Source organism: Streptomyces hamibioticus (assembly GCF_047946815.1).
Classification (GTDB): domain Bacteria; phylum Actinomycetota; class Actinomycetes; order Streptomycetales; family Streptomycetaceae; genus Streptomyces.
The window spans coordinates 4,982,735-4,994,931 of sequence record NZ_JBKKQY010000001.1; the positions used below are offsets into that span (position 1 = coordinate 4,982,735).

Consider the following 12,197-nt stretch of genomic DNA (forward strand, 5'->3'; position numbering starts at 1 on the left):
AGTGCTCGGCTCGCGCCGCCTGCCCGGCCTAGGCGGCGGACAGCTCCGCCGCCACCAGCTCCGCGATCTGCACGGCGTTCAGCGCCGCGCCCTTGCGCAGGTTGTCGTTGGAGACGAACAGGGCGAGGCCGTTCTCCACGGTCTCGTCCTCGCGGATACGGCCCACGTACGACGGGTCCTGCCCGGCCGCCTGGAGCGGGGTGGGCACGTCGGTGAGGACCACGCCCGGGGCGTCGGCCAGCAGCTCCTTGGCGCGCGCGGCGCTGATCGGGCGGGCGAAGCGGGCGTTGACCTGGAGGGAGTGGCCGGTGAAGACGGGCACGCGCACGCAGGTGCCGGACACCTTCAGCTCGGGGATCTCCAGGATCTTGCGGGACTCGTTGCGGAGCTTCTGCTCCTCGTCGGTCTCGTTCAGACCGTCGTCGACGATCGAGCCGGCCAGTGGCAGCACGTTGTACGCGATCGGCGCCACGTACTTCTCCGGCTCGGGGAAGGTGGCCGCGGTGCCGTCGTGGGTGAGCTTGGGGGCGTCCTCGCCGACCTTCTTGACCTGCTCGAACAGCTCGTCGACGCCCGCGAGGCCGGAGCCGGACACCGCCTGGTAGGTGGCGACGACCAGGGCCTCGAGGCCCGCCTCGGCGTGCAGCGGACGCAGCACCGGCATGGCGGCCATCGTGGTGCAGTTCGGGTTGGCGATGATGCCCTTGGGGCGGTTCCGGATCGCGTGCGGGTTCACCTCGGAGACCACCAGCGGCACCTCGGGGTGGCGGCGCCAGGCCGAGGAGTTGTCGATCACCACCGGGCCCTGCGAGGCGACCTTCTCGGCCAGCGCCTTGGAGGTGGCGCCGCCCGCGGAGAACAGCACGATGTCCAGCCCGGAGTAGTCGGCGGTCGCCGCGTCCTCCACCGTCACGCCGTCCAGCTCCCGGCCCGCGCTGCGGGCGGAGGCGAACAGGCGCAGCTCGTCGACCGGGAAGTTGCGCTCCGTGAGAATCCTGCGCATGACCGTGCCGACCTGACCGGTGGCTCCGACGATTCCGACCCTCACGACGACTCCCTTTCGTGACATGCGTGCGCCCGCCCTGGGTGGCTGGGGCTTTTCCATCATGCGGCCATCCCCGGTCCACCTGTCCAGTTCTTTGGCCGGTGAGACCGAGGGGTGGGACGCGGCGGCTCGGACGGCGGTCGCGGTCCTGCGGTCGCCGCCCCGGCCGAGCTGGAGGAATTCACCCGTACCGGGCCCCGCGCCGCAAGCTGTGCTGCCTGGCCCCTGCCCCTTTCCGCCCGGCCCACACCCGGTGTGACGTACGCCTCCCTCCTGCCGGTCCGGCCCGCGGCGAACGTTTCGGCCCCGTCCGGCGTCATAGGGGAAACGCGGCGAGGGAGGGGTGGCTGTGCTGCGCAGAAGCGGCAGGAGGGCCCGCCGTGGCCGGACGGACGCCGTACAGGGCGATCCGCTGGACGCGGCCCAGGAACGCCGGGTGCGGGCGGTGCTCGCGCTGGGCGGCGTGCCGCAGGCGGACCTGCCGGACGGGGTACAGCAGGTCCGCCTGCGGTTGCTGGAGCGGGCGGCGACCGGTCACGAGGCGCCGCGCGACGTGTCCGCGTGGGCCGCGGTCGTCGCCTCCAACCTGGCCATGGACTGGCACCGTGCCAAGCGCCGCCAGGAGCGGCTCGGTGAGCGCCTCGCCGCGCTGCGGCAGGCCGAGCACCCGTCCGGCGAGGAGACCAGCCTGCTCTCCCTCGCCGTCGCCCGGGGCCTGGACGAGCTGCCCGACGCCCAGCGTCAGGTCCTCGTACTGCGCTTCTACGCCGATCTGCCGGTGCGCGGCATCGCCGAGGAACTGGGCGTCCCCGAGGGCACGGTCAAGAGCAGGCTGCACACCGCGGTACGGGCGCTGCGGGCCCGGCTGCACGAGGACGAGGTGGTGTGACATGGCCGCCGAGCACGAGGACCGCGCCGTGGACGCGCTGATGGCCGCGATCACGGACCAGCCGCTGCCGCCGGGGGACGGGCCGGACCCCGCCCTCCCGGCGGAGCACCGGTCGGCCACGGCCGACGTCGCCCTGCTCCGGGAGCAGCTGAAGATCATCGGAAACGCCCTGGCGGACGCCGCCCCGGGCTCGGCTCCCGAGCCTGCCCCGGCCCCGAAGCCGGCGCCCGCCGCCGCGGGCCCGGGTCCCGGGCCCACCGCCCTGGGCGCGGAGCCGGCGACCGCCACAGGGCCGGAGCCTGCACCCGGCCCGGGAACCGGGCCGGAGCCCGAGCCGGTTCCTGCCCCGGAGGCCGGGCCGGTCGCCCCTGACTCGGGGCCCCGCCCCGCCGGGTCCCGGCCCCGCCCCCGGTCCCGGCCCAGCCCCCGGCCCCGCCCCGGGTCCCGGCGCCGGCCCCTCGCCGTCGCCCTCGGGGCCGTTGCGGCGGTCTGTGCCGGCACCCTGGTGGCCGGTCTGGGCTGGCTGGCGGCGCAGGGCGGGGGAGGCGCCAGCGACGCGGCGAGCGACAAGGCCGCCGTGCAGGACGCGGACGGCGTCGCCTTCGGCAGCCCCCGCCACCTCGCCTGCGCCCGCCTGGTGGCCGAGGGCACGGTGACCGGCGTCGAGCCGCTGACCGGCGGCGAGCGGCACCGGATCAGCCTCGACGTGACCCGCTCCTACAAGCCGGACCCGGGGAAGCGGCGGATCACCTTCCTGCTCGACGACGCCACCGCGCGGCTCCACGTGGGCGACCGGGTGCTGGTCGGCGTCCCGCTGGGCGGCGACACCGCGGACGCCGTGATCACCGGCGAGCGGGCCATCGCCGCCGAACGCCCCTGGATCACCGCCTCTCTGCCCGAGTCCCGCGCCCTCACCTGCGACTGACCCGGAGCGGACGGAAACGCGAAGGGGCGGGCGCCCGTCGGACGCCCGCCCCGGGCCTCGCGGCCCCGTGCCGTGCCGGACCTACGGCACGACCTTCTCGATCGCCACGCTGCCGACGCCCGCGACCGTGCCGCGCGTGTTGGCCAGCTGGACCCGGCCGAAGAACGCCCGGCCCTCGGGCGCGGCGGCGCGCACCGTCACGCTCGCCGAGACCGTGGCCGTCTCACCCGTGCCGAGCCGGACCGGCGCCGACCCGTCCACGGTGACCGCGCCGAGGGAGTCGGCGAAGTACACGTCCCGGTAGTCGTACTCCGTGGAGCCGGCCGGGATCGCGTAGCCGAAGACCTCGACGGTGTACGTACCGGCGGCCGGCTTGCGCACCGAGACCGACTCCTCCGAGTCGCCGTCGGCGGACTGCCCGACCACCTTGCCGTCCTGGTCGTACACGGTCAGGTCGAGGTCGGCGGCGGCGTCCGAGACGCCTCCGATCGCGACGTCCAGCGACTCGGCGCCGGCGGGCACCGCGACGGTGGAGGTGTGCGTCTCGCCCGGCTTGATCGTCGGGCGGGCCGACTTGGCGGAACCGAGCGGGCCGCCGACCAGCTTGCCGTCGATCGGGGCGAACTCGTTCGTCACCTTCCAGGAGGCGTCGACCGGCGTGCCCACCTTCGCCTCGGGCACCGTCACGACCTCCGGCTCGAAGGCGGCACCGAGGACGGTGGCGTCGAGCCGGTAGGGGTTGTCCAGCAGCGGCGAGGTGCGCCGCGACTCGACCTCGATCTCCCAGACGCCGGGCTGCGGGTCGGCGTAGGAGCGCACGTCGGGCCGGCAGCCGTTGCCGTCGAGGTAGTTGTTGTAGCAGTTCGGCGTCGACGTCCTGTCGACCGGGACGCCGTAGGGGTGGATGGCGATGAACCGGGTCTGGCTCTTGCCCTTCAGCCCGCCGATCGCCACCTCCAGCGTCTTCGCGCCCTCGGGGACGGTCACGAAGTACGACTCGGTGCTGTTGCGCTGCACGGAGCCCGACGCGGAGAAGCCGCGCTCCAGCGGCGCCGCCGCCACGACCGTCGTCAGCACCTGCTTGTCGATGCCCCCGGTGCGCGGGTCGTCGACCTCCAGGATCGCGCTCTTGAGGCCCTGCGACCGCGGCCCGGCCTCGACCTCGACGGTCACCGGCCGGTTCAGCGGCAGCCGCACCTCGTCGGAGCCGACGATCCGGAAGGTGCGCCCGGCGTTGTTCTCGAAGTGCAGCTCGTGCCGGATCGCCCGGTCCGCGCCGGAGGTGCGGGTGAGGGTGATCTCGTACCGCTTCTTCTTGCCGACCTGCACGCCGCCCTCGCGGTCGTACAGGCCGGTGCCGTACCCGGGAGTCTTCAGGAACTGGTCGATCGCGGTGTCGACCGGCGCCTTGACCGTGTACTCGTGCGCGGTGGCGCCCTTGCGGATCGCCTTCCAGGCGTCCACCACGTTGATCAGGCCCGCGCCCTCCTCGTACGCCTGGACGCCCGGGATGTGGTCGGCGGTCGAGGTCAGCGCGGTGCGCAGCTTCGCCGGGGTGAGGCCGACACCCTTCTGCTTCGCCGCGCTCAGCAGCAGCGCGGCGGCGCCGGCGGCCTGCGGCGAGGCCATCGAGGTGCCCTGGAGCATGCCGTAACCGGCGGGCAGGTCGTAGCCCGCCTCCGGGACCGGCGCTCCGGGCGCCCAGGTCTGGATGGTGTTGACGGCGGCGCCGGGCGCGACCAGGGTGGGCGTGAACCCGCCGTCCTCACGCGGGCCGCGCGAGGAGAACGGCATCATCGCCTGCTTCTTGCGCACCTCGGAGCCGTAGTTGGCGGCCCAGGTCTCGCGGGAGGCGGACGCGCCGACCGAGATGACCTTGTCGGCCAGGCTCGGGTCGCCGATGGTGTTGGCGCCGGGGCCGGAGTTGCCCGCGGAGATCACCAGCTGAACGCCGTAGGTGTCGATGAGCCGCGTGTACAGCGCGGCGCGCGCGTTGTTGCCGTCGTTCAGCGCCGGGAGCCCGCCGATCGACATGTTGACGATGTCGACGCCGCGGTTGACGACGAGGTCGATCATGCCCTCGGTGAGCGCGACGTTGGTGCAGCCGCCGCTCCAGGTGCAGGCACGCGAGGAGACGATGTTCGCGCCGGGCGCGGCACCGTTCATCCGCCCGCCGAACAGGCCGTTGGCGGCGGTGATGCCGGCCACGTGCGAGCCGTGCGAGCCCTCGATGAGGCCGATGTTGACGAAGTCGGCCTTGGCGCCGGAGCCGAGGACGACGTCCTTGCGGATCTCGACGACGAACGGCTGCCGCTCGGCCACGTCGGTCGACGGGTCGTCGGTGCCGAAGTACCCGATCTGGAAGCCGTCCTTGTACGGCTTCATGGGCGTGTCGTCGGTGAAGTCGTGGTTGCCGTTCAGGTCGACGCGGACCGTGCCGGCCGCCGCGTCGTACAGCACGCCCCAGGAGTCGGTGGTGTCACCGTCCCGGTTGGCGTCGCCGTTCGCGTCGCCGCCGACGGTGTAGTCCTCGCGGAAGGCGTCGACCTGGTAGGAGCCCTCGGGCGCCGTCCAGGTCTCGCCGTCATGGGTGAACACCGGCCCGGAGACGGAGGTGGTCATCGGGCGCCAGGTGCGGTCGCCGTCCACGACCGGGTCGGTGGCGGTGACCCAGTCGACGATCTTGCGCTCGCCGGTGGTGGTCCTCTGCAGCGCCGGGTGGGCGAGGTCGACGCCCGAGTCGAGGATGCCGATGGTGATGCCGCGGCCGTCCGCCTTCGGGTTCTTGCGCACGAAGTCGACGGCGCCCGTCTCGTGGGACGGGTTGTACGGGTTCTCGGCGGGGGTCCTGCGGTCCGGCCCGGTGTAGCGGCCCTCGGCGGCCGCGGGGGCGCCCTCGGCGCGGTCCGCGCTCGGCGTCGGGTCGTCCAGCGGGATCTCCTGGCGCAGGTCGATGCCGTGCACGGAGGAGAGCTTCGCGGCGGCGGCGATGGCCGCGTCCGCCCGGTCGGTGGGGACGGTGGCCCGGACGTAGCCGAGCTTGTCGAAGGTGCGGCCCACGGTGCCGCCCCGGACCGCGTCCAGTTGCTTCGCGACCTGCTCGGTGCCGCCGGGCGCGGTCGCGACCATCATCGTGATGTTCTTCTCGCCCTCGGCCTTGGCCTCGGCGAGCAGGTCCGCGTCGTCCGAACCGAGCTTGTCGTGCGCGGACTTGGCCGTGTCGTCGGCCGGTACGGACGCGGCGGACCCGGCCGGGTCGTCGGCGGCGAAGGCCAGGGGGATCGGTCCGGCCGCGGACAGCGCGGCGACGAGACCGGCGGCCACGGCGACACGGGCCACGCGTCTCGTGCCCGATATCGGGTCACGCTGGGGGGAGTGGGTCATCGGCATCCCTTGTAGTAAAGGAGCGTTCGTGGAACGACCGGAGCTGATCGGCCCTGGCCGTGACGATCCGGAATACGATCCCGGACGATCGCAGAGCTTTACGCAAGGGACAGGCGATTGGGGAGGGTTGACCGAATCGCAATGGATGCATGGGGAAAACCCCCGATGCGCTTATCCGGACAGGACCGCGCGAAGGCAACAAGTCGCCGACCGGTCCGGGTTAACGTCCCGGAGTGCGACAGACGCTGAGGGTGGCGGCCTACGCCGTGGTGGTGCGCGACGGTCGGCTCCTGCTCGCCCGGTCCCCGGGGCCGGGCGGCGTTCCCGAGTGGGTGATGCCGGGCGGGGGCATGGAGCACGGCGAGGACCCCTACGACACCGTGCGGCGGGAGGCCGAGGAGGAGACCGGCTACCGGATCGAGGTCACCGGACTGCTCGGTGTGGACTCCACCCGCCGCACCTTCCCCGGCCGCCTGGGCCGCGCCGTCGACCATCATGGCGTACGCCTCGTCTATGAGGGGCGCATCACCGGCGGTGAACTCCGCAACGAGGTGAACGGATCCACCGAGCTCGCCGCCTGGCAGCCCCTGGACGCCGTTCCCGGACTGGTCCGCGTCCGCATGGTCGACATCGCCCTGCGGCTGTGGCGCGAACGGCCGGCGTCGGGACACTTCACCACCCAGTACACCGAGAAGGGCTGAATCCCGATCAACCCGCACAACCGACGGCAACCCCCGCACCACCGGCCGGAGTCTCTCCCCCCGACCACGTGCCGAACGGCACGGACCGGCACGACGGCAAGGGGGAGACGGATCATGCGCAAGACGACCTCAGGCACGCGGACGGCGTGGGTGGCGACCACCGCCGTGGCCCTGTCACTGGCGCTGGCGGGCCCCGCGGTGGCGGCGGCACCGGCGCAGGGCGAGGACGGAGGCAAGCGGCACCAGGCGACCAGGAAGGCCATGCGGGACGCCGTACGGGCCGGTGTGCCCGGAGTGACGGCGACGGCCCGGGACGCCCGCGGGACCTGGGCGGCGACGGCCGGCGTGGGCGACCTGCGGTCCGGCGAGCCGCGTTCGGCGTACGACCGCTACCGGGTCGGCAGCATCACCAAGACGTTCGTCGCCACCGTCCTGCTGCAACTGGAGGCCGAGGGCAGGCTGTCGCTGGACGACACGGTGGACGAGTGGCTGCCCGGCGTGGTCGAGGGCAACGGCCACGACGGCACCCGCATCACCCTGCGCCAACTCCTCAATCACACCAGCGGCATCTACAGCTACACGGCGGACGAGGACTTCGGCCGCCGCCACTTCCTCAAGGAGGGCTTCTTCGAGCACCGCTACGACACGGTGCCGGCGAGGGACCTGGTCGCCATCGCCATGGGCCACGAGCCGGACTTCGCGCCGGGCACCTCCTGGAACTACTCCAACACCAACTACGTCCTGGCCGGGATGGTGATCGAGAAGGCCACGGGCCGCGGTTACGGAGCGGAGATCCGCCGGCGCATCATCGAGCCACTGCACCTGCGCGCCACCTCGCTGCCGGGCACCCGCGTCACCGTCCCGCAGCCCAGCAGCCGGGCCTACTCCAAGCTGGCCGGGACGGCGACCGGGCGCACGTACGACGTCACCAGGCTCAACCCGTCCATCGCGGGGGCGGCCGGCGAGATGGTCTCCGACTCGGCCGACCTGAACCGCTTCTACTCGGCCCTGCTGCGCGGCAAGCTGCTGCCCGCCGCGCAGCTCGCACAGATGACGGACACGGTCGACGTCGCCAAGGGCCTCGGCTACGGCCTGGGTCTGATGAGGACGGAGCTGAGCTGCGGCGTGAACGTCTGGGGCCACGGCGGCGGCATCCACGGCTCCGTGTCGGAGGCGGTCACGACGAAGGACGGCCGGCACACCCTCGCCCTCAACTTCAACGGGGACTGGTCGGGTGACGGCGGCGCGGTGATCGAGGCGGAGTTCTGCGCCAAGTGATCGAGGCCGAGTTCCGCGCCGGGTGACGGAGGGCCGGCACAGGAGGAGGGGCCGCCGGTGATCCGGCGGCCCCTCCTCTCCCCTCCTGGCCCCGCCCCGGTCCGTCACTACCGGGGCAGCACCACGACATACGCGGCGGGTTCCCGGTCCGCCGCCGCCATCAACGCGGTACGCACCACCGCCGCCTGCTGCTCCAGGGACTCACGGAGCTTCCTGGGCGTCAGGTGGACGACCGTGATCCCCAGCCTTTCCAAGTGCTCGCGCTTGCGGGCGTATTCCGACCACAGCGCGTCCTCTTCCTGCGACTGCCCCTGCCGGTGGGCGCGGGTGTCCAGCTCGACCGCCACCGCCTGCTCCGGCCAGTAGGCGTCCAGGCCGCCGAGGTGGGGACCGCCGGGCAGCCGCAGATCGACGTTCCACAGCGGTTCCGGCAGACCGTGCTCGCGCACCATCCGGTACAGCCGGTCCTCCGCGAGCGCCCGCCCCTCCGCCAGCAGCGAGTCCACCGCGTCCACCACGTGCGGCCGGTTCAGCAGCCGGGCCCGGGTCAGCTCGCGGACCACCGCCGGCGGTTCGCAGTGCCCGCCGCGCACCGCCTCCGTCAGCAGCCGGCGCACCATCCCCGCGTCCGCCGACTCCGCCACCGCGTCGGCCAGGGCCCGCGCGACCGGTGCCACCGGCACCCCGGTGACCTGCTCCGGCGTGGGCAGCGCGGCCGTACGGACGATCCGCGCGCAGCCCGTCGACCGCAGCCGGCGCAGCCGCGGCACGAGGACGTCGAACGCGTCCAGGGACGTCAGCGGGGGAGCGGAGGCGAAACCGTGCAGGGTGAGCGCGGCCGGCCCGGTGATCATCACCTCCGCGTACGCCGGTCCGGGCGGTGTGCCCCCGCCGGGCTGGGGCGGCACGGCGGTACCGCGGTCCCGGGCCGCGTACAGCAGCACCGCGTGCAGCCGCTCCTCGCTGGTCGGCGGTCCCGGGTGGAGCAGGACGACACCGGGGAGCAGCTGCTGCCAGGGTCCGCCCGGGCGGCACTGCTCGTCGGTCTCGGCGGCCGTGACACCGTGCGCGCGCAGCTGCGCGGCGGTCAGCACGGCGGGCCGGCCGGTGGCCAGGTGGTGCAGGGGGCGGGGGGAGAGCGGGGGGTTGTGGGTCATGACCGGGGATTTCCCGCGTCCCATCCATCCCTTAACCGCTGTTACACGCCTGTCGACGAATGCGGACAAGCCCGCCCTAAAGGATGCATGTTCGGATGCCGAAAACCCCTGGTCCGTTCGGGGGCGGGCCAGGGGTTACGGCCTGAGCGCACTCATCTTGTAACGATGACGGAACGCCCAATCTTTGGCCAAAGATGCGGTGTTCTTTCGGTACCGGGTTCGGTGCCGCGCCCCCTCATCGACCACCGGCAGCCGCGTCGCACTCCTGCCCTCGCAAGGCACGGGCCAGATCGTCCCGCGCCTCCAGCACCAGCCGCCGCAGCGCCGGGGCGGCTCCGGCGTGCGCCGCCAGCCACGCGTCCGTCGCCTCCAGCGTCGCCGGCGAGTCCTGGAGCGCCGGGAACAGGCCCCGCACCACGTCCATGCCGATCTGGATCGACCGCTCGGTCCACACCCGCTCGATCGCCGCGAAGTACTTCTCCGCGTACGGCGCGAGCAGCTCCCGCTGCGAGGACTGCGCGAACCCGGCGATGGTCGCCTCGACCAGGGCGTTGGAGAGCGCGTCCGACTCCACGACCTGTGCCCAGGCCTGCGCCTTCACCGCCGCCGACGGGCGGGCCGCCAGGCAGCGGACCTGGTGGCGCTTGCCGGAGGCGGTGTCGTCGCGGGCCAGCTCGGCCGCGAGCACGGCCTCGTCCGCGCCTCCGTGCGCCGTCAGCGGCTCCAGGAACGCCCAGCGCAGTTCCTGGTCCACGTCCAGACCGTCGATCTTCTCGGTGCCCTCCAGCAGCCCCCGCAGCAGCCCGAGGTCCGCCTCCCCGGACGCCACCGCCGCGAAGAACCGGGCCCACGCCAGCTGGTGCTCACTGCCCGGCGCCGCCTCCCGCAGCTCCCGCAGCGCCCCCTCGGCGAGCAGCCGCCCGCCGGTCTCCCGCCAGTCGGGGGCGGCGTAGTGCACCAGCGCCGAGTTCGCCCAGGCGTGCAGCATCTGGAGCACGCCGATGTCGGACTCGCTCCCCGCGAACCGCAGGACCAGGTCCACGAAGTCCCGGGCCGGCAGCAGCGCGTCCCGCGTCATGTTCCACAGCGCCGACCAGCACAGCGCGCGGGCGAGGGGGTCGGTGACGTCGCCGAGACCGGCCCGCAGCGTGGCCAGCGAGGTCTCGTCGAAGCGGATCTTGCAGTAGGTCAGGTCGTCGTCGTTGACGAGCACCAGCTCCGGCGCCTGCTCCCCGGCCAGCTCAGCCACCACCGTGCGCGGCCCGTCGACGTCTGTCTCGGCACGCGCGTACCGCTCCAGCGCCCCCTCGGGGGAACGCCGGTACAGGCCCACCGCCACCCGGTGCGGGCGCAGCTCGGGGTGGCTCTCGGCCGCCTCCTGCACCACGGCCAGCTCGTCGATCCGGCCGTCGGTGCTCAGCAGCACCTGCGGGGTCAGGGAGTTGACGCCCGCCGTCTGGAGCCAGGAGCGCGCCCAGGCCGCCATGTCCCGTCCGCTGGTCTCCTCCAGCACCGACAGCAGGTCACCGAGCCGGGTGTTGCCGTACGCGTGCCGCTTGAAGTAGCGCCGGGCGCCCTCCAGGAACGCGTCCTGGCCGACGTACGCCACCAGCTGCTTGAGCACCGAGGCGCCCTTGGCGTAGGTGATGCCGTCGAAGTTGAGCTTGGCGTCCTGAAGATCGCGGATGTCGGCGGTGATCGGGTGGGTGGACGGCAGCTGGTCGGCGCGGTAGGCCCACGCCTTGCGGCGGTTGGCGAAGGTGATCCAGCCGTCCGTGAATCGGGTGGCGCCGACCAGCGAGAAGGCGCCCATGAAGTCGGCGAAGGACTCCTTCAGCCACAGGTCGTCCCACCACTCCATGGTGACCAGGTCGCCGAACCACATGTGCGCCATCTCGTGCAGGATCACGTTGGCGCGGCCCTCGTACGACGCCTGCGTCACCTTGCCCCGGAAGATGAACTCCTCCCGGAAGGTCACCAGACCCGGGTTCTCCATCGCGCCGAGGTTGTACTCGGGCACGAACGCCTGGTCGTACTTGCCGAACGGGTACGGGTAGTCGAAGTGGTCGTGGAAGAAGTCCAGGCCCTGCTTGGTGACGGTGAAGACGTCCTCGGCGTCGAAGTGCGGGGCGAGTCCCTTCCGGCACATCGCGCCGAGGGGGATCGCCAGCCGCGTACCGTCCTTCAGGGTCCGCTCGTAGGAGTCCGTGACGTAGTGGTACGGCCCCGCGACGACACACGTGATGTACGTCGGGATGGGCTTCGTCTCCGCGAACCGCCACACCCCGTCGGCGCGTTCGCCCACGCCGTTGCTCCACACCGTCCACCCCTCGGGCGCCCGCACCTCGAAGCGGAAGGGCGCCTTGAGGTCCGGCTGCTCGAAGTTGGCGAACACCCGGCGGGAGTCGGCCGGCTCGTACTGGGTGTAGAGGTAGACCTCGCCGTCCTCGGGGTCGACGAAGCGGTGCAGGCCCTCGCCGGTGCGGGAGTAGGCGCACTGGGCGTCGACCACCAGCTCGTTGTCGGCGGCCAGGTCCTCCAGGAGGATCCGGGAGCCGTCGAAGACCTCGCGGGGGTCGAGGTCGCGGCCGTTGAGGGAGACGGCCGTGACGCTCGGTGCGATCAGGTCCGCGAAGCCGGCCGCGCCCGGCTCGTTGCAGCGGAAGCGGATCGTGGTGACGGACCGGAAGGTGCGCGGCCGCTCCCCGTGCGCGTCGCCGACCGCGGAGCGCACGTCGAGGGACACCTCGTACCCGTCGACGGACAGCAGGGCTGCCCGCTCCCGGGCTTCGTCGCGGGACAGATTCTCACCGGGCAC

The 12,197-nt window shown here is 73.0% G+C and carries 8 protein-coding genes; 4 read left to right on the forward strand and 4 right to left on the reverse strand.

Going from position 1 to position 12,197, the window contains the following annotated elements; all coding sequences use genetic code 11:
• Positions 1–28 precede the first annotated feature (28 nt).
• Positions 29–1,048: an aspartate-semialdehyde dehydrogenase gene (locus ACLGIH_RS22670; protein ID WP_416527099.1), complete on the reverse strand. Its 1,020-nt coding sequence runs from the start codon at positions 1,046–1,048 to the stop codon at positions 29–31.
• Between the two features lie 340 nt (positions 1,049–1,388).
• Between ACLGIH_RS22670 and ACLGIH_RS22675 the strand changes: the two genes are divergently transcribed.
• The gene (locus ACLGIH_RS22675; protein ID WP_416527100.1) at positions 1,389–1,934 is read left to right on the forward strand and encodes an RNA polymerase sigma factor; all 546 of its coding nucleotides are present in this window, start codon (positions 1,389–1,391) and stop codon (positions 1,932–1,934) included.
• Position 1,935: 1 nt separating this feature from the next.
• A complete protein-coding gene (locus ACLGIH_RS22680) occupies positions 1,936–2,859 on the forward strand; it encodes a hypothetical protein (RefSeq protein ID WP_416527101.1) in 924 nt (307 codons plus the stop codon).
• A gap of 81 nt (positions 2,860–2,940) precedes the next feature.
• Here the strand turns inward: ACLGIH_RS22680 and ACLGIH_RS22685 are convergent, their stop codons facing one another.
• On the reverse strand, positions 2,941–6,243 hold the full coding sequence (locus ACLGIH_RS22685) for a S8 family serine peptidase (protein WP_416527102.1): 3,303 nt from the start codon (positions 6,241–6,243) through the stop codon (positions 2,941–2,943).
• Between the two features lie 233 nt (positions 6,244–6,476).
• Here ACLGIH_RS22685 and ACLGIH_RS22690 point away from each other — a divergent pair, with 233 nt between their 5' ends.
• The gene (locus tag ACLGIH_RS22690) at positions 6,477–6,944 is read left to right on the forward strand and encodes an NUDIX hydrolase (protein ID WP_416527103.1); all 468 of its coding nucleotides are present in this window, start codon (positions 6,477–6,479) and stop codon (positions 6,942–6,944) included.
• Positions 6,945–7,058: 114 nt separating this feature from the next.
• Positions 7,059–8,222 carry a serine hydrolase domain-containing protein gene (locus ACLGIH_RS22695; protein ID WP_416527104.1) on the forward strand — a complete coding sequence of 388 codons (1,164 nt, stop codon included), beginning with the start codon at positions 7,059–7,061 and terminating at the stop codon, positions 8,220–8,222.
• A 107-nt stretch (positions 8,223–8,329) separates the two neighbouring features.
• Here ACLGIH_RS22695 and ACLGIH_RS22700 read toward each other — a convergent pair whose 3' ends face one another.
• Complete coding sequence (locus tag ACLGIH_RS22700) at positions 8,330–9,379, reverse strand: hypothetical protein (protein ID WP_416527105.1); 1,050 nt, start codon at positions 9,377–9,379, stop codon at positions 8,330–8,332.
• 235 nt (positions 9,380–9,614) lie between these two features.
• A complete protein-coding gene (gene pepN, locus ACLGIH_RS22705; protein WP_416527106.1) occupies positions 9,615–12,197 on the reverse strand; it encodes an aminopeptidase N in 2,583 nt (860 codons plus the stop codon).

Excerpts from the sequence above, each read along its gene's own strand:
- ACLGIH_RS22685 (WP_416527102.1), bottom strand. The coding sequence starts at position 6,243 with ATGACCCACTCCCCCCAGCGTGACCCGATATCGGGCACGAGACGCGTG.
- ACLGIH_RS22680 (WP_416527101.1), top strand. The coding sequence starts at position 1,936 with ATGGCCGCCGAGCACGAGGACCGCGCCGTGGACGCGCTGATGGCCGCG.
- ACLGIH_RS22700 (WP_416527105.1), bottom strand. The coding sequence starts at position 9,379 with ATGACCCACAACCCCCCGCTCTCCCCCCGCCCCCTGCACCACCTGGCC.
- ACLGIH_RS22695 (WP_416527104.1), top strand. The coding sequence starts at position 7,059 with ATGCGCAAGACGACCTCAGGCACGCGGACGGCGTGGGTGGCGACCACC.